Annotated in this window: 28 protein-coding genes; 21 read left to right on the top strand and 7 right to left on the bottom strand. The window is 62.3% G+C overall.

Going from position 1 to position 23,198, the window contains the following annotated elements; translation table 11 throughout:
- Positions 1-2 precede the first annotated feature (2 nt).
- The 6 genes from tssA to U0004_RS21570 all read left to right on the top strand — a co-directional run bounded on the left by tssA (position 3) and on the right by U0004_RS21570 (position 6,495).
- Positions 3-1,034, top strand: a complete 1,032-nt coding sequence (tssA, locus tag U0004_RS21595) for a type VI secretion system protein TssA (protein ID WP_070255706.1) — start codon at positions 3-5, stop codon at positions 1,032-1,034.
- 42 nt (positions 1,035-1,076) lie between these two features.
- Entirely contained in the window at positions 1,077-1,868 is a 792-nt protein-coding gene (locus U0004_RS21590; protein ID WP_231958019.1) for a substrate-binding periplasmic protein, read from the top strand.
- A 25-nt stretch (positions 1,869-1,893) separates the two neighbouring features.
- Positions 1,894-2,406 carry a lipocalin family protein gene (locus U0004_RS21585; RefSeq protein WP_070255819.1) on the top strand — a complete coding sequence of 171 codons (513 nt, stop codon included), beginning with the start codon at positions 1,894-1,896 and terminating at the stop codon, positions 2,404-2,406.
- Positions 2,407-2,672: 266 nt separating this feature from the next.
- On the top strand, positions 2,673-4,445 hold the full coding sequence (locus U0004_RS21580; protein WP_070255700.1) for a methyl-accepting chemotaxis protein: 1,773 nt from the start codon (positions 2,673-2,675) through the stop codon (positions 4,443-4,445).
- A gap of 71 nt (positions 4,446-4,516) precedes the next feature.
- Positions 4,517-5,224 carry a tRNA-uridine aminocarboxypropyltransferase gene (locus U0004_RS21575; RefSeq protein ID WP_081345585.1) on the top strand — a complete coding sequence of 236 codons (708 nt, stop codon included), beginning with the start codon at positions 4,517-4,519 and terminating at the stop codon, positions 5,222-5,224.
- Between the two features lie 128 nt (positions 5,225-5,352).
- Positions 5,353-6,495: a PA0069 family radical SAM protein gene (locus U0004_RS21570; protein ID WP_070255815.1), complete on the top strand. Its 1,143-nt coding sequence runs from the start codon at positions 5,353-5,355 to the stop codon at positions 6,493-6,495.
- A 192-nt stretch (positions 6,496-6,687) separates the two neighbouring features.
- Here the strand turns inward: U0004_RS21570 and U0004_RS21565 are convergent, their stop codons facing one another.
- Complete coding sequence (locus tag U0004_RS21565; protein WP_115057640.1) at positions 6,688-7,278, bottom strand: gamma-glutamylcyclotransferase; 591 nt, start codon at positions 7,276-7,278, stop codon at positions 6,688-6,690.
- Positions 7,279-7,339: 61 nt separating this feature from the next.
- Complete coding sequence (locus U0004_RS21560) at positions 7,340-8,308, bottom strand: LysR family transcriptional regulator (RefSeq protein ID WP_070255694.1); 969 nt, start codon at positions 8,306-8,308, stop codon at positions 7,340-7,342.
- A 126-nt stretch (positions 8,309-8,434) separates the two neighbouring features.
- On the opposite strand from U0004_RS21560, the gene U0004_RS21555 reads away from it, so the two are divergent.
- From U0004_RS21555 to U0004_RS21485, 15 genes are all read left to right on the top strand, one after another.
- Positions 8,435-8,968 (top strand): VOC family protein, encoded by a 534-nt coding sequence (locus tag U0004_RS21555; protein ID WP_092606169.1) that lies wholly within the window; start codon positions 8,435-8,437, stop codon positions 8,966-8,968.
- A 60-nt stretch (positions 8,969-9,028) separates the two neighbouring features.
- Positions 9,029-10,051 carry a fumarylacetoacetate hydrolase family protein gene (locus U0004_RS21550; RefSeq protein WP_070255688.1) on the top strand — a complete coding sequence of 341 codons (1,023 nt, stop codon included), beginning with the start codon at positions 9,029-9,031 and terminating at the stop codon, positions 10,049-10,051.
- 14 nt (positions 10,052-10,065) lie between these two features.
- Positions 10,066-10,716, top strand: a complete 651-nt coding sequence (maiA, locus tag U0004_RS21545) for a maleylacetoacetate isomerase (protein ID WP_070255685.1) — start codon at positions 10,066-10,068, stop codon at positions 10,714-10,716.
- Positions 10,717-10,853: 137 nt separating this feature from the next.
- On the top strand, positions 10,854-11,633 hold the full coding sequence (locus tag U0004_RS21540) for a uracil-DNA glycosylase family protein (protein WP_070255682.1): 780 nt from the start codon (positions 10,854-10,856) through the stop codon (positions 11,631-11,633).
- Positions 11,634-11,671: 38 nt separating this feature from the next.
- A complete protein-coding gene (locus tag U0004_RS21535; protein WP_070255680.1) occupies positions 11,672-12,223 on the top strand; it encodes an NADAR family protein in 552 nt (183 codons plus the stop codon).
- A gap of 216 nt (positions 12,224-12,439) precedes the next feature.
- On the top strand, positions 12,440-12,916 hold the full coding sequence (iscR, locus tag U0004_RS21530; protein WP_034779566.1) for a Fe-S cluster assembly transcriptional regulator IscR: 477 nt from the start codon (positions 12,440-12,442) through the stop codon (positions 12,914-12,916).
- Between the two features lie 40 nt (positions 12,917-12,956).
- A complete protein-coding gene (locus tag U0004_RS21525; RefSeq protein WP_034779564.1) occupies positions 12,957-14,213 on the top strand; it encodes an IscS subfamily cysteine desulfurase in 1,257 nt (418 codons plus the stop codon).
- A 55-nt stretch (positions 14,214-14,268) separates the two neighbouring features.
- Positions 14,269-14,655, top strand: coding sequence for a Fe-S cluster assembly scaffold IscU (gene iscU, locus U0004_RS21520; protein ID WP_034750082.1), 387 nt, complete (start codon positions 14,269-14,271; stop codon positions 14,653-14,655).
- A 157-nt stretch (positions 14,656-14,812) separates the two neighbouring features.
- Positions 14,813-15,133 (top strand): iron-sulfur cluster assembly protein IscA, encoded by a 321-nt coding sequence (gene iscA / locus U0004_RS21515; RefSeq protein WP_010399774.1) that lies wholly within the window; start codon positions 14,813-14,815, stop codon positions 15,131-15,133.
- A gap of 66 nt (positions 15,134-15,199) precedes the next feature.
- Positions 15,200-15,715, top strand: coding sequence for a Fe-S protein assembly co-chaperone HscB (gene hscB / locus U0004_RS21510; RefSeq protein WP_070255677.1), 516 nt, complete (start codon positions 15,200-15,202; stop codon positions 15,713-15,715).
- A gap of 108 nt (positions 15,716-15,823) precedes the next feature.
- Positions 15,824-17,704, top strand: coding sequence for a Fe-S protein assembly chaperone HscA (gene hscA, locus U0004_RS21505; protein ID WP_070255674.1), 1,881 nt, complete (start codon positions 15,824-15,826; stop codon positions 17,702-17,704).
- Positions 17,705-17,775: 71 nt separating this feature from the next.
- The gene (gene fdx, locus U0004_RS21500) at positions 17,776-18,117 is read left to right on the top strand and encodes an ISC system 2Fe-2S type ferredoxin (protein WP_034750070.1); all 342 of its coding nucleotides are present in this window, start codon (positions 17,776-17,778) and stop codon (positions 18,115-18,117) included.
- Between the two features lies 1 nt (position 18,118).
- Positions 18,119-18,313, top strand: coding sequence for a Fe-S cluster assembly protein IscX (gene iscX / locus U0004_RS21495; RefSeq protein WP_070255671.1), 195 nt, complete (start codon positions 18,119-18,121; stop codon positions 18,311-18,313).
- Positions 18,300-19,217 carry a class I SAM-dependent methyltransferase gene (locus U0004_RS21490; protein WP_070255659.1) on the top strand — a complete coding sequence of 306 codons (918 nt, stop codon included), beginning with the start codon at positions 18,300-18,302 and terminating at the stop codon, positions 19,215-19,217. Before iscX ends, U0004_RS21490 begins: the two co-directional genes overlap by 14 nt.
- A 205-nt stretch (positions 19,218-19,422) precedes the next feature.
- Positions 19,423-20,181, top strand: coding sequence for an rRNA pseudouridine synthase (locus tag U0004_RS21485; RefSeq protein ID WP_034779556.1), 759 nt, complete (start codon positions 19,423-19,425; stop codon positions 20,179-20,181).
- Here the strand turns inward: U0004_RS21485 and U0004_RS21480 are convergent.
- The 5 genes from U0004_RS21480 to U0004_RS21460 all read right to left on the bottom strand — a co-directional run bounded on the left by U0004_RS21480 (position 20,178) and on the right by U0004_RS21460 (position 22,921).
- The gene (locus tag U0004_RS21480; RefSeq protein ID WP_070255656.1) at positions 20,178-20,606 is read right to left on the bottom strand and encodes a group III truncated hemoglobin; all 429 of its coding nucleotides are present in this window, start codon (positions 20,604-20,606) and stop codon (positions 20,178-20,180) included. The genes U0004_RS21485 and U0004_RS21480 overlap by 4 nt on opposite strands.
- A gap of 63 nt (positions 20,607-20,669) precedes the next feature.
- Positions 20,670-21,206: an RDD family protein gene (locus U0004_RS21475; RefSeq protein WP_070255653.1), complete on the bottom strand. Its 537-nt coding sequence runs from the start codon at positions 21,204-21,206 to the stop codon at positions 20,670-20,672.
- Positions 21,196-21,948 carry a DUF3106 domain-containing protein gene (locus tag U0004_RS21470; protein ID WP_070255651.1) on the bottom strand — a complete coding sequence of 251 codons (753 nt, stop codon included), beginning with the start codon at positions 21,946-21,948 and terminating at the stop codon, positions 21,196-21,198. Before U0004_RS21470 ends, U0004_RS21475 begins: the two co-directional genes overlap by 11 nt.
- Before the next feature lie 2 nt (positions 21,949-21,950).
- Positions 21,951-22,355: a DUF3619 family protein gene (locus U0004_RS21465; protein ID WP_070255648.1), complete on the bottom strand. Its 405-nt coding sequence runs from the start codon at positions 22,353-22,355 to the stop codon at positions 21,951-21,953.
- Positions 22,352-22,921 (bottom strand): RNA polymerase sigma factor, encoded by a 570-nt coding sequence (locus tag U0004_RS21460; RefSeq protein WP_034779551.1) that lies wholly within the window; start codon positions 22,919-22,921, stop codon positions 22,352-22,354. The genes U0004_RS21465 and U0004_RS21460 overlap by 4 nt, the downstream gene beginning before the upstream one ends.
- Positions 22,922-23,198 lie beyond the last annotated feature (277 nt).

Raw genomic sequence — 23,198 nt, 5'->3', positions numbered from 1 at the left:
CCATGTTCAATCTGGAGCAATTGCTGCACCCCGTCAGCGCCGTCAGTCAATGCGGCGAAGACCTCACCTTCAGCCAGGAGCTCGACGCCATCGCGCGCGCGCGCCAGCACGATGATCCCACCCTGGACCAGGGCGAGTGGGTGACGGCGCTGAAGGAAGCCGACTGGCCTTTCGTGGCGACGCGCTGCGAACAGCTGATCGTGGCGCGCAGCAAGGATTTGCGCGTGGCCGTGTGGCTGGCCGAGGCGCATGCGAAGACGCGCCACTTCCGTGGCCTGGGCGATGGCTATGCGCTGCTGGCCGGCCTGTGCGAGCGTTACTGGGATGGCCTGTACCCGCTGGCGGAAGAGGGCGACCAGGAACAGCGCATCGGCAATGTCTTCTGGCTGCTGTCACGCACGCCGCAGCTGCTGCGCGAGATCCCGCTGACCGAAGGCGCAGATGGCCTGTTTTCATCGCAGGATTTCGATGCGGCGCGCCAGCGCGCGGCCGCCAGCCTGGCGCAGGGCGCAGCGGATCAGGGCTGGGGCGATACGCGGCACGACGAAGGGGCGACCCTGGCGCAGATGGAGGCGGCGCGGCAAAGAAATACGCGCGCCTTTTCCGACGGCTTGCTGGTCGATGCGCAGTACTGCATGCAGTCGCTGCTGGCGTTCGAGCGCAGCGTCGATGCACGTTTTGGCGCTGATGGCCCGAGTTTTCGCGTCGCGCGCGAAGCGCTGGAAAACGTCATTCACTTCATCGCGCCGCTGTCGCCAGGTGCTGATCTTGCCGGCGCGCCGCCCTCCGCTGGCCAGGGCGCTGGCGGCAGCGGGGGCGCCATCGTGCAGCGCCAGCAAGCGCTGGCCCAGCTGCGTCAGGTCGCCGATTTCTTCCGCCGCACGGAGCCGCACAGCCCCGTCGCCTACCTGGCGGACAAGGCCGCCAGCTGGGGCGAGCTGCCGCTGCACCTGTGGCTGCGCGCCGTCGTGAAGGACTCCGCCACCCTGGCGCAGCTCGACGACATGCTGGGCACGAACAGTGCAAACGGATGATGGCGTTTGCCCCTTCCATGCTACTCTTCGGGCATGTTCAGAATGCTCTTTTTTCCTGCCGCGCTATGCCTGTTCATCGCTGCCAGCGCGCGGGCCGGAGCTGCGGTGCCGCTGGTGATTTATGGCGACGATGATTATCCGCCGTACTCCTATGTTGAACATGGCCAGATGAAAGGCATTTACACGGAGATCGTGCGTGTAGCCGTGCAATCGATGCCGCAGTATGCGGTGCAGCTGCGCCCCGTGCCCTGGAAACGGGGCGTGCTGATGCTGCAGACGGGCGAGGCATTTGCCCTGTATCCGCCGTATTCGTGGCGCAGCGAGCGGCCATATGTGCGCTATTCCGTGCCGCTGCTGATGGAGCAGCTGGTGGTGCTGTGCAATCAGGACGTGCTGGCCAAACGCACGCTGCGGCAGTGGCCCGCCGATTACGGCGGCCTGCACATCGGCGTGAACGCGGGTTTTTTGCTGGGCGATGCGAAGCTGACGGCTGCCGTGCAAGCGGCCAACATCGTGTTCGATACGGCCAAGGGCACGCGCACGAATCTGCTCAAGCTGATGCGCGGGCGCATCGATTGCTATGTCAGCGACCGTCTGTCGGCGCAGTGGGAATTGCAGCGCATCCGGCGCGAGGGTCCGCCGGGCACGCCGATGCAGGCGATACAGGAAACGGCGCAGCTGGCCAGCCAGCAAGGCCACCTGGGCTTTACGGTGCGCCGGCCTGCCGCCTACCCGTATCGCGATGATTTTATCGAACAATTCAATGCCGCCATCGTGCGCATGCAGAACAATGGCGCGATCCGCCGCATCGTCGACCACGCGCTGCTGCCCTGACTGATTCAACCCGATGGAGAAAAATATGAAAAGAATATTATTGCTATGTGTGCTCGTGCTGGCCGGCTGCGTGGGCCGGCCCGAGAATATTCATCCCGTCAATAACTTCGACACGACCCGCTATCTGGGGAAATGGTATGAGATCGCGCGCCTCGACCATTCGTTCGAACGGGGCCTGAGCCACGTGACGGCCGACTACAGCCTGCGCCAGGATGGCGGCCTGAAAGTGCTCAACCGTGGTTACAAGGACGCGGACGCGAAGTGGAAGGAGGCGGAAGGCAAGGCGTATTTCGTCGACAAGAAAGACGAGGCTTACCTGAAAGTGTCGTTTTTTGGTCCCTTCTATGGTTCCTACATCGTCTTCGACCTCGATCAGCAAAATTACAGCTATTCCATGATCAGCGGCCCCGACAAGTCTTACTTCTGGTTGCTGTCGCGCACGCCCACCATGGACCCGGCCTTGCAGCAGCGCCTGATCGAGAAAGCCGCTGGCCTGGGTTTCGATACGTCAAAATTGATCTATGTGAAGCAAGACTGACCTTGCTTGCCTGCCGCCCGTTCGTGGCGGCATACCGCCTTCTGGTTGTTGCTTTTCTGCATGTTATTTCTTGCAATACCACTCTGATTCACTCACAATCTGCTCCAAAGTGGTGCGCTGCGGCGTGCTGCCATTCTGGTGACGCGGGTAGCGTTGCGTCGCCGCTCGTGATTGCCGCACGGCAGATGCCTGCTATATTGTGATACGTAGCAGTAGGTCGGTTTCGTGGCGTCTGTGCATCGTTTTTTTCAGATAGGAATCACGCAATGAAAAACCTCAAAATCGGCGTACGTCTCGGTGGCGGTTTTGCCGCCGTCCTGCTCCTGTTGACCAGCCTGACCGTGGTGGGCATCGTGCAGATGCAAAGCGCCAGCAAGGAAACCGATGCGCTCGTCAACGTCAAGGTGCGCAATGAGCGCCTGATCGGTGAATGGACCAAGGTCATCGAGGTCAATGCGGCGCGCACGGCGGCCGCCTGGAAAGTCAGCGACCCCGAACACCAGAAGCAGTTTGAACAGGAAATGGCGGTCTCGTCTGCCCGCGCCACGGAAATCCAGAACGATATCGGCAAGAGCGAACTGAGCGCGGACGAGCAGGCGCTGTACCAGGAAGTGTTGAGCACGCGCAAGGCCTACACGGAAGTGCGCAAGAATGTGTTCAAGGCCAAGAATGCGGGCGACTTGGAACTGGGCAAGCGCCTGTACGAAGGCGACATGGCTGTCAAGCGCGACATCTACCTGGCGTCGCTGAAGAAGCTGGAATTGCTGGAAGCCAAATTGCTCGATGAAACGGCCGCGCAAATCCGTTCGCGCTACGAAAACGGCCGTCTGCTGCTGATCTCGCTGGGCGTGGTGGCCATCTTGCTGGGCATCGCCTGCGCATACTGGATCACGCGCTCGATCACGCGCCCCATCACGCGAGCCGTCGAGGTGGCGGAAGCTGTTTCCGCCGGCGATCTGACCAGCCATATCGTCGTGGAAAGCCGCGATGAGACAGGGCAATTGATGCATGCGCTGAAAAACATGAACGACAAACTGGTCAGTATCGTGGGCCAGGTGCGCGCCGGCACCGAATCGATCAGCACGGCGTCGAGCGAAATTGCCGCCGGCAACCTGGACTTGTCGTCGCGCACGGAAGAACAGGCCAGTTCGCTGGAAGAGACGGCGTCTTCCATGGAAGAACTGACTTCCACCGTGAAGCTCAACGCGGACAATGCGCGCAGCGCCAACCAGCTGGCCATCGACGCCTCGCAGATCGCCAGCAAGGGTGGCGTGGTGGTGTCGGAAGTGGTCAGCACCATGGGCTCGATCAACGATTCCTCGCGCAAGATTGTCGACATCATCAGCGTCATCGACGCCATTGCTTTCCAGACGAATATCCTGGCCCTGAACGCGGCCGTGGAAGCGGCCAGGGCTGGCGAGCAGGGCCGTGGTTTTGCCGTCGTGGCATCCGAGGTGCGCAACCTGGCGCAACGCTCCAGTGCGGCGGCCAAGGAAATCAAGGGCTTGATCGACGATTCCGTGCAAAAAGTCGAAGCCGGTTCGCAACTGGTGGACAAGGCGGGCCGTACCATGGACGAGATCGTGCAAAGCATCAGCCATGTGACGCAGATCATGAACCAGATCACCGACGCCAGCGATGAACAGCGCGCCGGCATCGAACAGGTCAACCAGGCCATCGGCCAGATGGACCAGGTGACGCAGCAAAACGCGGCGCTGGTGGAAGAAGCGGCCGCGGCGGCCGAATCCATGCAGGAACAGGCGGCCAAGCTGGCTGACGTGGTGGGCCTGTTCAAGCTCGATGCAACGCAGCACTATGTTTCGGCCAGTGCCGGTCCGTCCGTGACAGCGTCTGCGCCAGGAAAACCTGTCACTCGACCTGCAATACGGCCCGCCATCCAGCCTGCCAGGCACCGCGCGCCGGCGGCAACCACCGTAGCCGCGCCCGCGCCGGGCAAGGCGGCGCAAGCGGAAGCTGCGCGCGCACCCGTGCCGAAGGCGCCGGTGGCGTCGGGCGCCGACGAATGGGAAGAGTTTTAAGCGCAGATTCCCCTTGGCATGGCGTGGGCGCTACAATCGCGGCTTGAAGACAGCCGCGAACGCGCTCCGCCATGACTACCCGCCGTACCTCCAGCCTGATTTCCAGCGCTATCTCCAGCCCTGCCGCTGCCTCGTCTTCCCTGGCGGAACCCGCCAAACGGGCGCGCTGCCCAGCCTGCCTGCGCGCCGCATCCAGCTGCATCTGCCGCTGGATCGCCCCCGTTTCCCACGCGGTGGAAGTGCTGATCCTGCAGCATCCGCTGGAAGTTCACAATGCCAAGGGCAGCGCCCGCTTGCTGCACCTGAGCTTGCCCAACAGCCGCATGTTGACGGGCGAGCAGTTTGCCCCGGATACGCTCGCCGAATTGCTGGCAGACAAGCACAATGTGCTGCTGTATCCGGAGACGCCCGGCGACCGTTCGCTGGGCATCGCGCCGCCGCCAGCGCTCGACCCCGCCATCTTGCTCGATCCGGCCCGATTCTCGGCCCGGTTGCGGCTGGTGGTGCTGGACGCTACCTGGCGCAAGAGCCGCAAGATGCTGTATCTGAATCCCCCGTTGCAACAGCTGCCGCGCCTGCCCCTGCGCGGTACGCCCGCTTCCCATTACCTGATCCGCAAGGCGCACGCGCCAGACCAGCTATCGACCCTGGAAGCGACGTGTTATGCCCTCATGCAGTTGGAGCAGGACGCGGCCCGCTTCGTTCCCCTGATCGCGGCATTTGACGGTTTTGTCGCGCAGCAGTTGAGTTATGTCATGCCGCATGGTGAAAAAGCGTGAAACGGCATTACGCCAGCCCTTGATCTTGTCCGTACAGCGGCATAGTATACTGTACATATATACAGTTGATGGGGCCGTTCATGAAAGCAATCATTCCAGAGCACGATGACAGCTTCGCCGGGCAAGCCATGTTGCCGCCGCAATCGCTGAAAGCCCAGAAGGGGCGCGGTGCAGTCTCGAACCTGCAAGGGCGCTACGAGGTGCACGCGCGCGCCGGTTTCGATGACGGCTGGAGCGTGGGAGGCCTGGATGAGGAGGCTGGAGAGGCGGCGGTGCCGGGCTGGAAGACGCAGGTCAGCGACGAGCAGGCGCGCACCATCCTCACGCGCAATGCTTCGCCCGATTTGCCGTTCAATGTCTCGCTGAATCCATACCGGGGCTGCGAACATGGCTGCATCTATTGCTTTGCCCGCCCCACGCACAGTTATCTGGGGTTATCGCCGGGCCTGGACTTCGAAAGCCGCATCTACGCCAAGGTGAACGCCCCCGAACTCTTGCGCCGCGAACTGGCCAAGCCCTCCTATGTGCCCGAACCGATCGCCCTGGGCGTGAACACGGATGCGTATCAGCCGTGCGAACGCGAACGGCAGTTGACGCGGCGGGTGCTGGAAGTGCTGCACGAATGCGACCACCCCGTGGCGCTGATCACGAAATCGTCGCTGATCGAGCGTGATATCGACATTCTGGCTCCCATGGCGGCCAGGCGCCTGGCGGCCGTGGCCGTCACTGTCACCACGCTCGACCCGGCCATCGCGCGCACCCTGGAACCGCGCGCTGCCGCCCCGGCGCGACGCTTGCGCACGATCCGCACCCTGACGGAGGCGGGCATCCCCGTGGGCGTGAGCATCGCGCCCATCATTCCGTTCGTGACGGAACCGGAAATCGAGCAGTTGCTCGAAGCCGTGTGCGACGCGGGCGCCATCCACGCTCATTATGTGGTGCTGCGTCTGCCGTGGGAAGTGAGCCCCCTGTTCCAGCAATGGCTGGAAGCACACTTCCCCGAACGGGCCCAGCGCGTGATGAACCGGGTGCGCGAAATGCGCGGCGGCAAGGATTACGACAGCGCGTTCGGCACGCGCATGCGGGGCGAAGGCGTATGGGCCGACCTCATCCGCCAACGCTTTGAAAAAGCCGTACACCGGCTGGGCTTGCATGGGAAGGGCGGCCGCTTCAAGCAGCTCGATTGCACGCAGTTCCGCCGCCCGCTGGTGGTGCCGCCGCTGGGCGCGAAAGTAAAAAATGGCAATGCGGGGCAGCTGGATTTGTTTTAGGTTAAGTCATTCTCGCCGCTGAGAATGCTGGGGCGCGCTCATGAGCTGAAAGGCGGGCGACGCTGACCTGCGGCCGGGGGATTGCCGCAGGTCGCCGGGAGCGGCGCGCCATCGTCCGGGCATCTTGAGGCAGGGTCTTGCCCGGACACCGGAGGGTGCCGCGGTGCTGCCGTGCGGTGCTATGTTGGGACACTATCCTGTCGCGTTATCCTGTGTCTGTGTCTGCATCTGTGCCAGATGTTGTTCGATGGCAAAGACATGGGGATCGCTCTTGCCCAGTTCGCGCAGGGCGCTGGCCAGGTGCAGCAGGTATTCGCTGTTCGGGCCGCTGGGGCCGTTTGAACGGGCGATCTGGCGCGCGATGTCCAGTTCCGGGGCGGCACCAAGGAAGGCGGCGTTTTCCTCGTTGGCGATGTACACCAGGCCTTCGGCCTTGCTGCCATCGTTGAAGGTGATCTCGGTGGCCAGGCGCAGGTAGCCGTTCTTTTCGCGGTGGTCGAGATGGGCGAAGACTTCGGGCGTGATCAGATAGGCCATGCCGTCGCACACGGCGCCTGCCTGCGGCACGATGGTGGCGACCCGGCCTGGCGCCATCGGCGTGCCCCGGTGGTCGTGCGAACCTTGCCAGAAGCGCCGCGTCCAGCCGGCGATGCTGGCCGGGCGGCGCTCGATGTAGGGGAAATCGGCCTTGTAGATCAGCGAGCCATAGCCGAACAGCCAGACCTGTGCGTGGCCGTCGAATTTGTTCATGCGCTGGTTGATGGCGATGGTGGCGGCGTCGATGGACGACAGCTCGTTCAGGGCAGCTTGGGTCATGGTGCGGGCGGTATGGAGTGATGCGCCATTATAAAGGGGCGGCGGCCGAACCGTCCGCAGGCAAGGCCACGCGTGCTGCGCCGCCGTTCGCCCCCACGTTCCATTCGTGCGTCTCGACGAACTGGAACAGGAAGGCCATGAAGCTTTCGGCCGCCGGCGACAGCGAACGTCCCGTCTTCGTGTACACGAAAAAGCGCCGCGTCAGTTCCGGCTCGTGCAGGGCGCGCATGTGCAAATTATATAGTTTGACCATCGGTTCCGCGTACGGCAGGCAGACCGTGATGCCCAGGTTGGCGCTGACCATGGCCAGCGCCGTCGTCATGAACGTCACTTCGTTATAGGGATTGAGCGACAGTTCGCGAAACGCGCCGTGCATGTCGCGCAGCAGGCGTTCCGTAAATTGCCCCTGCAGCGAAATGAACGGGTAGTCGCCCACGTCGGCCCAGGTGACCCTCTCCTTTTGCCGCAGCGGATGCTGCTCGGGGTAGACCAGCACGAAGGGCATTTCGAACAGCACTTGCGCGGCGATTTCCGCCGTCGGATCGCGTTCGGGACCGATGCCGAAATCGACTTCGCCGCTGAAGACGCGCGCCGACACGTTTTCCACGGGGCAGTCGACGAGGCGCAGCTGCACGTCCGGGTGCGCCTGGCGGTAGGCGGCGATCACTTCCGGCAGCAGGGTGCACGCCATCATCTGCGGCGCGGCGATGCGCACCAGGCCCGTCTTCAGGGCCTTGCGCTGGGCGATGCCAGCCATGGCGCCATCGAGGTCTTCGATCATCTTTTCAAACAGCGGATACAGTTCGCGGCCGATTTCGGACAGCTGCGTCTTGCGCGTGCTGCGCTCGACCACGCGCACGCCCAGCACGCTTTCCAGTTCCTTGATCAAGCCGCTCAAGGCGGACTGCGTCACGTGCAGGTATTCGGCGGCCAGGGTAAAACTGCCGGTCTTGGCCAGTGCCACGAAGGCGCGCATCTGTCGCAGGCTGGGACTCATAAGATAATCCGATAAATCAATGGTTAAAAATTGTTTGTATGATAGCTGGAACTCGATTCTAATGGTGAAAAGCTGAAAAACAGGCCAGCCATTGCGCCCAGGGCGCCATCCATTGGAGACAAGCACATGAAGATCAAGCAAATCCACCACGTCGCCTACCGCTGCATCGACGCGAAGAAAACCGTCGAGTGGTACGTCAAGCATTTGAACATGAATTTCGTCCTCGCCATCGCCGAAGACCTGGTGCCATCGACCAAAGCGCCGGATCCGTACATGCACGTCTTCCTCGACGCGGGCCAGGGCAATGTGCTGGCCTTCTTCGAGCTGCCGACGCAGCCGCCGATGGACCGCGACCGCAATACCCCGGCCTGGGTGCAGCACCTGGCGCTGGAAGTGGGCAGCATGGACGAACTGCTGGCCGCCAAGGAGCGGCTGGTGGCCGGCGGCATCGAGGTGCTCGGTCCCGTGAATCACGCCATCTTCCAGTCGATCTATTTCTTCGACCCCAACGGCCACCGCCTCGAGCTGGCGGCCAACGTGGGCACGCCTGAAATGATGGCCAAACTGGACGCCGTCAAATGGGAAATGCTGGAAGAATGGTCGCAGACGCGCCGCGCGCCGAAACACGCCGCCTGGATGCACGCGCCGGCAGAAGCCTGAGCGCAGTAGATTGAATATTGCAGACCGACACTCTCTGAAATACACAGAACAAGGAACACCATGAAACTCGCAACCCTGAAAAACGGCAGCCGCGACGGCACCCTGATCCTCGTCAGCCGCGATCTGCGCCAGTACCAGCGCGTGGCCGCCATCGCGCCCACCCTGCAGGCAGCGCTCGACAACTGGGACGCCATCGTGCCGAAACTGGAGCAGGCGTATGCCGACCTGAATGCGGGCCGGGCGCCGGACGCCCAGCCCTTTGACGCGGCGCTATGCCACTCGCCGCTGCCGCGCGCCTACCAGTGGGCCGACGGTTCCGCCTATATCAACCACGTGGAACTGGTGCGCAAGGCGCGCAACGCGGAAGTGCCGGCTTCGTTCTACACGGACCCGCTGATGTACCAGGGCGGCTCGGACAGCTTTATCGGTCCGCGCGACCCGATCTTCGCCCTGTCCGAAGAGTGGGGCATCGACCTGGAAGCGGAAGTGGCGGTCATCACGGGCGACGTGGCCATGGGCGCCGGCGTGGACGACGCGGCGAAGGCGATCCGCCTGGTCATGCTGGTCAACGACGTCTCGCTGCGCAACCTGATTCCGGGCGAACTGGCCAAGGGTTTCGGTTTCTTCCAGTCGAAGGCGGCCAGCGCGTTTTCGCCCGTCGCCGTCACGCCCGATGAACTGGGTGCCGACTGGGCGGACAGCAAGCTGCATTTGCCGCTGCTGGTGGACCTGAACGACAAGCCGTTCGGCAAGCCGAATGCGGGCGAAGACATGACCTTCAACTTTGCCCAGCTGGTGGCGCATGCGGCGAAGACGCGCGAACTGGGCGCCGGCAGCATCGTCGGTTCCGGCACCGTGTCGAACAAGCAGGGCAACCTGTTTGGCTCCAGCATCGGGAACGGCGGCGTCGGCTATTGCTGCCTGGCCGAAGTGCGCATGTATGAAACCATCGAACACGGCGCGCCGAAGACGGCGTACCTGAAGTTCGGCGACACGGTGCGCATCGAGATGCGCGACGCGGCCGGTGCCAGCATCTTCGGCAGCATCGAGCAGACCGTGGCCCCGTACGCTGGCCGCGCCTGAGGGGAGGGCGCCCCATGAAGCTGTACACCTATTTCCGCAGTTCGGCCGCCTATCGGGTGCGCATCGCCCTCAATTTGAAGGGCATCGCCTACGACAGCATCGCCGTGCATCTGCTGCAGGACGGCGGCCAGCAACTGCTGCCAGCCTACCGCGCCGTCAACCCGTCGGCGCTGGTGCCGGCCCTCGATGACGGTGGCGCCATCCTGACGCAGTCGCTGGCGATGCTGGAATATCTGGACGAGACGCGGCCAGCCGTGCCGCTGCTGCCGGCCGATGCGCTGGGACGCGCCAGGGTGCGCGCGCTGGCGCTGGCCATCGCCTGCGATGCCCATCCGCTGACGAATCTGCGTGTTTTGAAATACCTGAAAAACACCCTGGGGCTGTCGGACGAGGCCAAGCAGGAGTGGTACCGCCACTGGATGGCCGAGGGACTTGCGGCCGTGGAAGCGCTGCTGGCGCAGGGCGACCCGGCCGGCACGGGCCTGTTCTGCCATGGTGGCAGCCCGACGATGGCCGACTGCTGCCTGGTGCCGCAGGTATTCAATGCACAGCGTTTCGCCATCGACCTGGCGCCGTACCCGCGCGTGGCGCGCATTCACGCGCATTGCACCGGCTTGCCTGCGTTTGCCGCCGCGCATCCGTCGCAGCAGCCTGACGCAGAATAAGTTTGATCCGCGTCAAGCCGCGAACCGCCCCGGCCAGCATGCAGGCCGGGGCTTTTTTATGCGTGCTTGATTTTGGGCAGTCAGTACCAGCTTGCCGGTAGGCTACAATTTGCGTTTGCCCAAATACTTCACGCCCCATGACCGCAACAATCGTTCCTGCCAGCATCACCGATGCCCTGTCCCTGGCGCACGCTTCCTGGCGTCCCATCCTCCTGCGCGGCTTGCAGGCCGTGATGGCGGCCGACCCCGCCTACCTGCCGGCGCTGGCCATCGACGACTTCCTGCCTACGCAGGGCCGGCTGTTTGCCGCCTTTGCCTTGCCGCTGGCACAGGTGCGCTACGTGCTGGTGGGCGAGGGGCCGTATCCGCGCGCCGACAGCGCCACGGGCGTGTGCTTCATGGATGGCGCCGTCGGCAGCCTGTGGTCGGCGACGGGCCTGTCGAAGCCCGTCAACCGCGCCACGTCCCTGCGCAACTTCATGAAGATGCTGCTGGTGGCCGATGGCCAGTTGCAGGGTGGCGACACGTCCGGCGTGGCCATGGCGCCCGTGGCGGCCGCCGCGCAGCTGCCGGGCAGCGGCGTGATCCAGACCCTGCCCGACTTGCAGCGCAAGATGACGGAGCAGGGCTTCTTGCTGCTCAACGCGGCGCTGGTGTTCCGTTCCCACGTGCCGCCCGTGCAGGATGCGCGCGGCTGGCTGCCTTTCCTGCAGGTGGTGCTGGAAGCGCTGGCGCAGCCGGGCGGGGCGGTTACGCCGCAACTGGTGCTGTGGGGCAAGATCGCCGAGCTCATCAAACGCCTGCCGGTGGCCGCATCCTTGCCGCAGGTGACGGCGGAACATCCGTATAATCTGTCCTTTATCGGCAATCGTGACATGCAGGCCTTGTTTGGCCCGATGCAACTATTGCGTGCTTGAGCTTGAATCATCGCCTGTCCGGCGGAAGTGCGGGGAATATGCAAATCAGTAACGTGGAAGAATTGAAGGCGTGGATCGCGGCGGGCGGCGTGCCCGACTATCTGTATTTCTGGGGCCACACGCCGGCGCAGCCGCAGGTGGCCGACAAAAGCTGCTTCAGCCAGTGGTTTCCGTCACCCTTCAGCCTGGCCGGCGTGACGTATGCGACGGCCGAGCACTACATGATGGCGCAAAAGGCGGCCCTGTTTGGCGACACGGCCGTCCAGGCGCGCATCGTGGCGGCCGAGCGGCCGTCGGAAGTGAAGAAGCTGGGACGCGAAGTGGCGAACTTTGACGCCAAAGTATGGGAAGCGGCACGTGCAGGTATCGTCTTCGATGGTAATTTTGCCAAGTTCTCGCAAAAGGCCGCGCTGCGCAAGTTCTTGCTGGGCACGGGCGAGCGCGTCATCGTCGAAGCCAGTCCCGTCGACCGCATCTGGGGCGTGGGCCTGGCCTCGGACAATCCGCGCATCCTGGACCCCGCCAGCTGGGACGGCTTGAACCTGCTGGGGTTTGAACTGATGAAGGTGCGTGCCGCCTTACGGGGCTGAGAGCTGACGCCAAGCACGTCCGCGATTTCCCGACTGTTGTTTTCCTGAAGCCGCCGCGCCTGGCGCGGCCGGCCATGCCCCTTCCAGCCCTGTGGTCATCGAGGGGCGCTCTGACAAACCCCGCCGAATTTGTTATACTTGACTAAATCATTCAACTACTCGGGGTTTGAGGAGTTGAAAAACCGCAATATTTTAAACCAGTTGACCAGAGGATGTATGCGTCTGACTACAAAAGGCCGTTTTGCCGTGACAGCGATGATCGATCTTGCCCTGCGCCAGGGCAAGGGACCGGTCACCTTGTCCGGCATCAGCCAGCGCCAGTCGATTTCCCTGTCCTACCTGGAACAGCTGTTCGGCAAGCTGCGCCGGCATGAGATCGTCGAGTCGATCCGCGGTCCCGGCGGCGGCTACAGCCTGGCGCGCCGTGCAGACAAGGTGACGGTGGCCGACATCATCATCGCCGTCGACGAACCGCTGGACGCCACGCAGTGCGGCGGCAAGGAACATTGCCACGGCGCCGATGCGGCCACGGGTGCGCGCTGCATGACGCATGAATTGTGGTCCACACTCAACGAAAAAATGGTCGATTATCTGGATTCTGTGTCCTTGCAGGACCTGGTCGACCAGCAGAGACAAAAGATTGCCGAACAAAGCGTGATGGTGATGCACCGTAACCACGCCGCCCTCGGTTGATAATGACAAAAATACCAGTTGCTGATTGCAGGAGTTATTGATGAACGCCCCAGAAAAAAACGTAGGCCAAGTGCACTTTGAAACCGCACCGCATTTCCCGATCTACATGGATTACTCGGCCACCACGCCGATTGATCCACGCGTCGCCGACAAGATGATTCCGTACCTGCGCGAGCAGTTCGGCAATCCGGCATCGCGCAGCCACATGTATGGCTGGACGGCGGAAAAAGCCGTGGAAGAGGCGCGCGGCTACGTGGCGGCCCTGGTGAACGCCGATCCGCGCGAAATCATCTGGACGTCCGGCGCGACGGAAAGCAACAACCTGGCCATCAAGGGCGCGGCACAGTTCTACAAGACCAAGGGCAAGCACATCATCACCGTCAAGACCGAGCACAAATCGGTGCTGGACACGGTGCGCGAACTGGAACGCATCGGCTTTGAAGCGACCTACCTGGAACCGCAGGACAACGGCCTGATCACCGTCGAGCAGCTGGCCGCGGCCGTGCGCCCGGACACCATCCTCGTGTCGGTCATGCTGGTGAATAACGAAATCGGCGTGATCCAGCCGATCGACGAAATCGGCGTGTTCTGCCGCTCGAAAGGCATCATCTTCCATTGCGACGCCGCACAGGCGACGGGCAAGGTCGTCATCGACCTGCAAAAGACCAAGGTCGACCTGATGACCTTCACGGCACATAAAACCTACGGCCCGAAAGGCGTGGGCGCCCTGTACGTCTGCCGCAAGCCGCGCGTGCGCCTGGAAGCGCAAATGCACGGTGGCGGCCATGAGCGCGGCCTGCGTTCGGGCACCCTGCCGACGCACCAGATCGTCGGCATGGGCGAAGCGTTCCGCATCGCCAAGGAAGAAATGGACAGCGAAATCGGCCGCATCAAGGCCTTGCGCGACCGCCTGGCCAAGGGCTTGCAAGAGATCGAAGAAGTCTACATCAACGGCGACATGGATCACCGCGTGCCGCACAACCTGAACGTGAGCTTCAACTACGTTGAAGGCGAGTCGCTGATCATGGCGATCAAGGATATTGCCGTGTCGTCCGGTTCGGCCTGCACCTCGGCCAGCCTGGAACCATCGTACGTGCTGCGCGCCCTGGGCCGCAGCGACGAACTGGCGCACAGCTCGATCCGCTTCACCATCGGCCGCTTCTCGACCGAGGAAGACATCGACTTCGCCGTGAACCTGCTGAAATCGAAAGTACACAAGCTGCGCGACCTGTCGCCGCTGTGGGACATGTTTAAAGATGGCATCGATATCAATTCGATCCAATGGGCTGCCCACTAACCAACACCCTGGCCCCTGTTGACGGGGCCGGCAAGAATATTTAAGGAGCATCAAAATGGCTTACTCGGACAAAGTACTCGATCACTACGAAAACCCGCGCAACGTGGGCGCTTTCGACAAGGGTGATGAAACCATCGGCACCGGCATGGTAGGCGCGCCTGCCTGCGGCGACGTGATGAAACTGCAGATCAAGGTCGGCGCCGATGGCCTGATTGAAGACGCGAAATTCAAGACCTACGGCTGCGGTTCGGCCATCGCGTCGAGCTCGCTGGTGACCGAATGGGTCAAGGGCAAGACCCTGGACCAGGCACTGGCCATCAAGAACACGCAGATCGCCGAAGAACTGGCCCTGCCGCCAGTGAAGATCCACTGCTCGATCCTGGCGGAAGACGCCATCAAGGCGGCAGTATTGGACTACCAGACCCGCCATCCGGCAGCGTAGAGCGCCTGAGAAAACGCCCATGGCTGCGTTGCATTGCCTTGTCGTACTAGTCGTACTGCCTTCGGCAATGCGCCTTGCCCTGAACGTTTTTCAGGCACTCTAGAATTTGTTGGATTTTGATACCTGTTCCCATGTGGGAACAGGAGCGGAGAAATACATGATCACACTGACCGAAAAAGCGGCGAAACACATCAACCGTTATATCGAACGGCGCGGCAAGGGCATGGGCCTGCGCTTTGGCGTGCGGACCACGGGCTGCTCGGGCCTGGCTTACAAGCTTGAGTATGTCGATGAAGTGGCGGCCGAAGACAGCGTCTTCGAATCGCACGGCGTGAAAGTCTTCGTCGACCCGAAAAGCCTGCCTTACATCGACGGCACGGAACTCGATTTCGCGCGCGAAGGCTTGAACGAAGGCTTCAAGTTCCACAATCCGAACGAAAAAGACGCCTGCGGCTGCGGCGAGTCCTTCAGGATTTAAACAGCTGGCAAGACCCCGGTCGGTGCGCTGTACCCATCGATTGCGGTACAGCGACCACCGACCATTATGCAAAACCACTTCGAATTATTCCAGTTGCCGGCGCAGTTCTCGCTCGACATGAGCGCGCTCGACTCTGCCTACCGCGACGTGCAGGGCAAGGTCCACCCGGACCGTTTCATCAACGCCAGCAGCGCTGAAAAGCGCGTGGCGATGCAATGGGCCACGCGCGCCAATGAAGCCTATCAAACCCTGAAAAGCCCGCAAAAGCGCGCGCAATACCTGTGCGAACTCAATGGCGTCGACCTGCAGACGGAGTCGAACACGGCCATGCCCGTCAGCTTCCTGATGCAGCAGATGGAATGGCGCGAAGAACTGGGCGACGCCCGCGCCGGCAAGGATGCCGATGCGCTCGATGCCCTGGACCGCCAGCTGCGCGGCGAACGCAAGGCATTGCTGGCCCAGGTGGCGGCCCAGCTGGACGCGGCCGACTACGCGAATGCCGCGCAAAGCGTGCGCGCCCTGATGTTCCTCGACAAATTCGGCGAGGAAGTGCGTTTTGCCTATGAGGCCATCGAGGCTTGACCAGGCGATCGCTTGACCGGCGTGCCAAGCGCCAGTCTGGCCCGCGACTTATAATGCGCGTCAGGCATCAACTGCATCACGCAAAAAATTAATCGAGGCACGAATACAATGGCACTTCTGCAAATTTCCGAACCAGGCATGTCGACCGCGCCGCACCAGCACCGCCTGGCCGTCGGCATCGACCTTGGCACCACCAATTCCCTGGTCGCCACCGTCCGCAACAGCATTCCCGAGGTGCTCAACGACGAAGACGGGCGCTCCCTGCTGCCCTCCGTCGTGCGCTACCTGCCGAACGGCCACGCCAACATCGGCTACAAGGCCCTGGCTGCGCAAACCACCGACCCGAAGAACACCATCGTTTCCGTGAAACGCTTCATGGGCCGCGGCCTGGCCGACATCGCCTACGCGGAAAACCTGCCCTACGACTTCCAGGATACGCCTGGCATGGTGCAGCTGAAAACCGTGGCCGGCGTGAAAAGCCCCGTCGAAGTGTCGGCGCAAATCCTCGCCACGCTGCGCCAGCGCGCGGAAGATTCGCTCGGCGACGACCTGGTGGGCGCCGTGATCACCGTGCCAGCCTACTTTGACGACGCGCAGCGCCAGGCAACCAAGGATGCGGCGCAGCTGGCCGGCATCAACGTGCTGCGCCTGCTGAGCGAGCCGACGGCCGCCGCCATCGCGTATGGCCTCGACAACGCTTCCGAAGGCGTGTACGCCGTATATGACCTGGGCGGCGGCACCTTCGACATCTCGATCCTGAAACTGAGCAAGGGCGTCTTCGAAGTGCTGTCCACGGGCGGCGACTCGGCCCTGGGCGGCGACGATTTCGACCGCCGCCTGTTCTGCTGGATCAGCGAGCATGCCAAGCTGGCGCCGCTGTCCGACGAAGACACGGCCATCCTGATGGTCAAGGCGCGCGAAATCAAGGAATTGCTGTCGACCAAGTCGGAAACGACGATCGACGCCAAGCTGAACTCGGGCGAAGAAATCCATCTGCGTATCACGGCAGAAGAATTCGCCGCCATGACTTCGCACCTGGTCGTGAAAACCATGAACGCCATCAAGAAAGCCTTGCGCGACGCGAACGTGGATGCGGACGACGTCGACGGCGTGGTGATGGTGGGCGGCGCCACGCGCATGCCGCACGTGCAGCGCGCCGTGAGCGAATTCTTCCACACGACGCCGCACGCGAATATCGACCCGGACAAAGTGGTGGCGCTGGGCGCGGCCATCCAGGCGAACTTGCTGGCAGGCAACCGCGCCGCCGGCGACGACTGGCTGTTGCTGGACGTGATCCCGCTGTCGCTGGGCATCGAGACCATGGGCGGGCTGGTGGAAAAGATCATCCCGCGCAATTCGACCATCCCGTGCGCCAGAGCCCAGGAATTCACGACATTCAAGGATGGTCAGACGGCCCTGGCCGTGCACGTGCTGCAGGGCGAGCGCGAACTGGTCAGCGATTGCCGTTCGCTGGCGCGTTTTGAGCTGCGCGGCATTCCGCCGATGGTGGCGGGCGCCGCGCGCATCCGCATCACGTACCAGGTCGATGCGGACGGCTTGCTGTCCGTCTCGGCGCGCGAATTGCGCTCGGGCGTGGAAGCGTCGATCAGCGTCAAGCCGGCGTATGGCCTGGGCGACGACGACATCGCCCGCATGCTGCAGGATTCGTACACATCGGCCGACGTCGACATGGTGGCGCGCGCGCTGCGCGAAGAGCAGGTGGAAGCGGAACGTATCCTGCTGGCCACGCAGTCGGCGCTGAACGAAGACGGCGGCTTGCTCGATGACGCCGAACGCGTCACCGTGGATGGCTTGATGCACAAGGTGCGCGATGCCATCGTGCAATCGCAAAGCGGCGCCATCGACCACCAGGCCTTGAAGCTGGCGATCGAGGCGCTCGCCGACGGCACCGAGGATTTCGCCTCGCGCCGCATGGACCGCAGCGTGCGCACGGCCTTGACGGGTAAATCGCTCGACCAGGTCGTTTAACAAAAATTGAACAGCGCGCCGCAGGCACTCGCCGCGGCCGCGCCCCGAATGACAGACTGAAAGAAGACACCATGCCACAAATCGTTATCCTGCCGCACGCCAAGCTTTGCCCGGACGGCGCCGTCATCGAAGCACCTGCCGGCAAGTCCATCTGCGACATCCTGCTGGAAAACGACATCGACATCGAGCACGCCTGCGAAAAATCGTGTGCCTGCACCACCTGCCACGTGCTGGTGCGTGAAGGCATCGAATCCTTGAACGAAGCGACGGAACTGGAAGAAGACATGCTGGACAAGGCCTGGGGCCTGGAAGCCGTGTCGCGCCTGTCGTGCCAATCCATCGTGGCCGAGGCCGACCTCGTCGTCGAAATCCCGAAATACACGATCAACCAGGTCAGCGAAGGCAGCCACTAACATGAAATGGTCCGACATTCACGTGATCGCCGAGGCTTTGTTCGACGCGCATCCGGACATCGATCCCCTGACCGTGCGTTTCACCGACCTGCACAACTGGGTGGTGGAGCTGGACGGCTTCGACGATGACCACACGCGCGGCGGCGAAAAAGTGCTCGAAGCGATACAGATGGCGTGGATCGATGAAGCGCGCTAAGGCCGCGGCAACCGCCGCCACCGTAGCCGCCGCGCCGAAAGACGTCATCACCGCCGCCAGCAACATGCCCGAAATCAAGGATGGCCAGTCGGTCGCCTTGCTACAGGAATTGCACATCCTGACGCGCGACGGCAAGATGAACCAGGACAGCCGCCGCAAGTTGAAACAGGTATATCACCTGACGCAATTCATCGAGCCGCTGCTGCGCGAAGTGCAGCTCGATCATCCTGGCGTCTCGCTGGTCGACCACGGCGCCGGCAAGTCCTACCTGGGCTTCATCCTGTACGACCTGTTCTTCAAGAATGGCAACGACGGTTCGCACATCTACGGCATCGAGACGCGCGAAGAACTGGTGCAGCGTTCGCAGGAGCTGGCCAAGAAATTCAAGTTCCCAGGCATGTCGTTCTTGCCGCTGTCCGTGGCCGAATCGACGGAGTCGAACTTGCTGCCGCAGCAGATCGACATCGTCACGGCCTTGCACGCGTGCAATACGGCCACCGACGACGCCATCCACTTCGCCTTGAAGAAAAAGGCGAAATTCATGGTGCTGGTGCCATGTTGCCAGGCGGAAGTCGCTTCCGTGTTGAAGAAGAACAAGGGCAAGAGCCTGGGCAAGAGTGTCTTGACGGAACTGTGGCGCCACCCGCTGCACACGCGCGAGTTCGGCAGCCAGATCACCAACGTGCTGCGCTGCCTGCAGCTGGAAGCGCATGGCTACCAGGTCAGCGTGACGGAACTGGTGGGCTGGGAGCATTCGATGAAGAATGAGCTGATCATCGCCAGTTACAAGAACTTGCCGCGCCAGCGCCCGACGGAGCGTCTGCAGGAAGTGCTGCAAACGCTGGGTCTGGAAGAGATGGGGCACCGTTTCTTTGCCGAGGAGCTGGCCAAGGCCACGGCCTGATTGTTGGATTACGCGGCAAGCCGCTAATCCAACCTGCGAAACGGATTGTTGGATTACGCGTACCGCTAATCCAACCTACCTGATGCACTACGTAGGTCGGATTAGCGCAGCGTAATCCGACAACCACCTGCGCAATCAACAAGAGGGGAGGAGCGGGTCGGTTACAATACCGGCTTTCTCCTCCTCTTGCTTTTTGCGCCTCCCCATGACCACACCCATTGAAATGCCCACCGTCCGCCTGGCCAAGCGCCTGTCTGAAGACGTGCCCTGTTCGCGCCGCGAGGCCGAGCTGTATATCGAGGGCGGCTGGGTGACGGTCGATGGCGTGCTGGTGGAAGAGTCGGGCGCGCGCGTGGCCGATAATCAGACGGTGGTGCTGCTGCCGAATGCTACCCTGGAAGAAATGCCGCCCGTGACGATCCTCCTGCACAAGCCGGCCGGCATCAATGGCGGCGTGGGCGCGGAAGGCAAGCCAGCCTTGAGCTGCCTGCGTCCCGAAGAAATTTTCACACCGGAAAATGTGGCGCCCAGCTCCGTCACGCGCTTCCTCAAGCGCCACCTGATCGGCCTGACCATCACCAATCCGCTCGAGACCATGGCTTCCGGCCTGCTGGTGTTTACGCAGGATTTCCGCGTCGCCCGCAAGCTGGTCGACGAAGCGAAAACGGTGGAGCAGGAATTCATCGTGGAAGTGTCGGGCGCCATCGCCGAGAATGGCCTGGCGCTGCTCAATCACGGCTTGCCCTTCAATGGCAAGCCTTTGCCGCCGATCAAGGTCAGCTGGCAGAACGAAACGCGTTTGCGCTTTGCCCTGAAAAACGTGCAGCCGGGCCAGATCGCCCATATGTGCAAGATGGTGGGACTGGACGTGGTCGCCATGAAACGGCTGCGCATCGGCCGCATTTCGATGGGCGCCATGCCGTCAGGTCAGTGGCGCTACCTGCAGGGTTACGAGAGGTTCTAAAGCTGCGGCGCCGTGATGGCGTGGTTTTCCGCAAAGCTTTTCCATAGCCGTTCGGCAATATTCAAGGCGATGGTATCGGCCTTCTCTTGCAGGGCCGCATTGCCCATGCTCTCGGTCGTGGCGAAGAACAGGGTCAGCCAGCGGCGGAACATGCAGGGCGTCAAATTTTCCATTTGCGCGTGCTGGGCCAGCGGCTTGCCGTGGTAGCGCATGGTGCCGCGCAGCAAACCTGACCAGAAATCGATCAATGTTGCCAGATGGGCGTCCCAATCCTTGACCTCGGCGGCAAAGATGGGGCCCAGCATGGCGTCGTCGCGCGCGGCCGCATAAAAGGTGTGGACGAGATGCCTGACTTCGTCTTCGCTGCAGACTTCCTCGCGGTAGGGGGCGAAGCGTGTGTGGGGGAGGGGGGCGGTATTATTCATGGCATGCCATGATCGCAGAGCCCCCGTGGCGCTTCAATGACCCAGGTCAAGCCGCGCAAAAACTCAGGCGGCGACTTTCTTCGACTTCTTTGCGGGGGGCGGCAATTGGACGATCTGCGTGCCGACCAGCTTGTCGTGCAGGAATTGCCCATTGCCCGTGAACAGGGCCGTGCTTGACCAGGCCAGGATGCCGATGCCGATGGCACCCAGGGCAGTCCAGTGCTGCAGGTCGAAGGCATACGCCGCCACGAGCGCTGGCAGCAGCCACATCCATGACAGGACGTAACGGTACGCGGCCACGCGCAGTGGCACGTGGGCATGGCCCGGTAGTACCAGTTGCAAACGCCACGTCTTCATGGCCAGGGTTTGCCCTTCGCGGCTCCATTGATGGATGAAATACGCGCCCATGACGAGGAAGGCCAGGCATTGGCGCATGTGTTCCGTCAACGGCGTATGCGCGCCTTGCACGGCCAGTTCAAACAGCAGGAAGGGCAGGAACAGCACGGCCAGGGCCAGCAGCGACTCGTACACCATGGAAATCAGGCGACGCTTGATCGTGGGATGGGAAGTGATGCTGGCGGCAGGCGTGCTATTTGACATTGGTTGGCAGTGGGGCAGGCGTGGTAGGTGGCGTGACTGGCACGGCGGCAGGATCGCTTGCCGGCACTGCCGGCGCTGCGGGAGCGGGCGGCAGGACGGGCACGGCGGCGGCAGGCGCTGCCGGCGTGGCGGGCGCCATGAGCACGGGCGGCTTGCTCGTGTTGGAATTGATCGCGGGCACTTTGCCCAGCGGTTTCTTCGGCACGAGTTCCGTCGCCAGCTTTTTCTTTTGATCTTCCGGCAATTGCTGGTACTGCTCCCATTGCGCGGTTTTTTGACCCGGATCAATCTTCTTCGTGCGCGTATAGTTTTCGCGCACGAGGCGGCGCTGTTCCGGCGTCAGCTTGATCCATTCGCGCATGCGCTCATGCACGCGGGTTTGCTCGTCCGGCGTCATGGAAGCAAAACGGCTGGCGATATCGAGCCATTTCTGCTTGCGCAAGGCTTCCAGCTTGTTCCATTCGCCCGCCAGCGGCTGCAGGGCTTCCTGCTGCGCGCGTGACAGCTTGCTCCAGGACGGGTTATCGCCGGCCTTCGGCGTGCCGCCTTTGCCTGCCGTGCGGGGGGAGCCGGGCTTGACGGCCGGGGCTGGGGGCGCCACCACCACGGGCGCGGCCGCCACGGGAGGGGCGACGGGAGCGGCATGTTGCTGCGCGCCTACCCAGGCGGCGCCAGCGAGGGCGCAGGCACCCAGGCCGATGCCGCCAGCCAGCCAGCCTTTGCGTACGCTCGAGCGTGCCATGTTTATTGCTCGCGTTTCGTCAGGTAGGCGTTGAAGCCATGGTCCATGTAGGCGGAGAGCGGCAGTTCGTCCGACAGCACGGCGGCGTCGATTTCTGCCAGTTCGGCAATATGTTGTTCCTGTTCAAACTGATAGATGCCCACCAAGCCGCCGACCAGCAGCAGCAGGGGGATGATGACGCTCATGCGGCCCAGCCACGACAGCGGTTCGACAAACAGGCTGCTGGCCGCGCCGGCGAACACGTTCTGACGCACGGTGACGGCGGCGGGCGCGTCCGCCTTCTTGCGCGACAGGGCCAGTTTGCGTGCCGCTGCCAGGCGATCGGTGGCCGATGCGGGCAGGTCGTCGAGTTTTTCGTTCAGTGCATGGCGCACTTTGTAAGCGAAATTGAGATCGTCGGTGTTCATAATTTAATTCCCTTGGCTTTCAGCGATTCGGCGAGCGTGTGGGTAGCTCTAGAGCAATGTGTTTTCACGCTACCTTCGGAGCAACCCATCGCTTCCGCTGTTTCAGCCACATCCATGTCCTGCCAATAACGCATGAGGAAGGCTTCGCGTTGACGTGAGGGCAGTTTTTGTACCTCTGCATCAATCAAATCAAGGATTTGCGCGCGTTCGACCTGGTCGGCCGAGGATTCGGCGGCGCTGGAGCCCTGTTCCGATTCATAAGTATCAAGTATATCAAAATCCTCATGCTCGTCGCCCGAGGGCTTCATGCCGGAGAAGAGGCTGACCCAGGTGTTGCGCACTTTTTCGCGGCGGAAATAGTCGAGTATGGTGTTTTGCAAGATGCGTTGGAACAACATCGGCAGCTCGGCGGCCGGCTTGTCGCCGTACTTTTCGGCCAGCTTGATCATGGCGTCCTGCACGATGTCGAGTGCCGATTCTTCCTTGCGGACCGCGTAGGCGGCCTGCTTGAAAGCGCGCCGCTCGACATTTTCTAGAAAGTCGGATAATTCTTTGTCTGTTGCCATGCGGTATGGGGCGAGCTAACGGCTGCGTGTGCTGTGGGCGGAGAGGAGGCGGGACTGCTTTTCGTAAACTGAGCGCATGCTAGCAAAAAATGTGCGTTTCCGCATGGTTTTTGCATATCGGGTGAGCAAAAAGGCAGCAGCGCTGACATTTTCCTTGACCATAATGGTGCAACGCGATAACGTATGGGACGCTTTGAACACCCCAAAGCCCTATGGTCAGGTCGCGACCGGCACACAAGGCCATCCGCGGCAAGACGCGCTTTCATTTGTAGGCAGT

Origin of the sequence: Janthinobacterium lividum (genome assembly GCF_034424625.1) — a bacterium.
Taxonomy (GTDB): Bacteria; Pseudomonadota; Gammaproteobacteria; order Burkholderiales; family Burkholderiaceae_D; genus Janthinobacterium; species Janthinobacterium lividum.
The sequence above is the reverse complement of the archived record's forward strand: the minus strand, read 5'-3'. Positions and strand labels throughout refer to the sequence as shown.

Coding starts and splice junctions, on each gene's coding strand:
- U0004_RS21460 (WP_034779551.1), bottom strand. CDS start 22,921: ATGGCAACAGACAAAGAATTATCCGACTTTCTAGAAAATGTCGAGCGG.
- U0004_RS21480 (WP_070255656.1), bottom strand. CDS start 20,606: ATGAATAATACCGCCCCCCTCCCCCACACACGCTTCGCCCCCTACCGC.
- U0004_RS21580 (WP_070255700.1), top strand. CDS start 2,673: ATGAAAAACCTCAAAATCGGCGTACGTCTCGGTGGCGGTTTTGCCGCC.
- U0004_RS21465 (WP_070255648.1), bottom strand. CDS start 22,355: ATGAACACCGACGATCTCAATTTCGCTTACAAAGTGCGCCATGCACTG.
- U0004_RS21590 (WP_231958019.1), top strand. CDS start 1,077: ATGCTCTTTTTTCCTGCCGCGCTATGCCTGTTCATCGCTGCCAGCGCG.
- hscB (WP_070255677.1), top strand. CDS start 15,200: ATGCAAAACCACTTCGAATTATTCCAGTTGCCGGCGCAGTTCTCGCTC.
- iscX (WP_070255671.1), top strand. CDS start 18,119: ATGAAATGGTCCGACATTCACGTGATCGCCGAGGCTTTGTTCGACGCG.
- hscA (WP_070255674.1), top strand. CDS start 15,824: ATGGCACTTCTGCAAATTTCCGAACCAGGCATGTCGACCGCGCCGCAC.
- U0004_RS21570 (WP_070255815.1), top strand. CDS start 5,353: ATGTTGCCGCCGCAATCGCTGAAAGCCCAGAAGGGGCGCGGTGCAGTC.
- U0004_RS21575 (WP_081345585.1), top strand. CDS start 4,517: ATGACTACCCGCCGTACCTCCAGCCTGATTTCCAGCGCTATCTCCAGC.
- U0004_RS21585 (WP_070255819.1), top strand. CDS start 1,894: ATGAAAAGAATATTATTGCTATGTGTGCTCGTGCTGGCCGGCTGCGTG.
- U0004_RS21485 (WP_034779556.1), top strand. CDS start 19,423: ATGACCACACCCATTGAAATGCCCACCGTCCGCCTGGCCAAGCGCCTG.
- U0004_RS21550 (WP_070255688.1), top strand. CDS start 9,029: ATGAAACTCGCAACCCTGAAAAACGGCAGCCGCGACGGCACCCTGATC.
- U0004_RS21490 (WP_070255659.1), top strand. CDS start 18,300: ATGAAGCGCGCTAAGGCCGCGGCAACCGCCGCCACCGTAGCCGCCGCG.
- U0004_RS21560 (WP_070255694.1), bottom strand. CDS start 8,308: ATGAGTCCCAGCCTGCGACAGATGCGCGCCTTCGTGGCACTGGCCAAG.
- iscA (WP_010399774.1), top strand. CDS start 14,813: ATGATCACACTGACCGAAAAAGCGGCGAAACACATCAACCGTTATATC.
- U0004_RS21540 (WP_070255682.1), top strand. CDS start 10,854: ATGACCGCAACAATCGTTCCTGCCAGCATCACCGATGCCCTGTCCCTG.
- U0004_RS21470 (WP_070255651.1), bottom strand. CDS start 21,948: ATGGCACGCTCGAGCGTACGCAAAGGCTGGCTGGCTGGCGGCATCGGC.
- fdx (WP_034750070.1), top strand. CDS start 17,776: ATGCCACAAATCGTTATCCTGCCGCACGCCAAGCTTTGCCCGGACGGC.
- U0004_RS21555 (WP_092606169.1), top strand. CDS start 8,435: ATGAAGATCAAGCAAATCCACCACGTCGCCTACCGCTGCATCGACGCG.
- U0004_RS21475 (WP_070255653.1), bottom strand. CDS start 21,206: ATGTCAAATAGCACGCCTGCCGCCAGCATCACTTCCCATCCCACGATC.
- U0004_RS21525 (WP_034779564.1), top strand. CDS start 12,957: ATGAACGCCCCAGAAAAAAACGTAGGCCAAGTGCACTTTGAAACCGCA.
- iscR (WP_034779566.1), top strand. CDS start 12,440: ATGCGTCTGACTACAAAAGGCCGTTTTGCCGTGACAGCGATGATCGAT.
- tssA (WP_070255706.1), top strand. CDS start 3: ATGTTCAATCTGGAGCAATTGCTGCACCCCGTCAGCGCCGTCAGTCAA.
- U0004_RS21535 (WP_070255680.1), top strand. CDS start 11,672: ATGCAAATCAGTAACGTGGAAGAATTGAAGGCGTGGATCGCGGCGGGC.
- iscU (WP_034750082.1), top strand. CDS start 14,269: ATGGCTTACTCGGACAAAGTACTCGATCACTACGAAAACCCGCGCAAC.
- maiA (WP_070255685.1), top strand. CDS start 10,066: ATGAAGCTGTACACCTATTTCCGCAGTTCGGCCGCCTATCGGGTGCGC.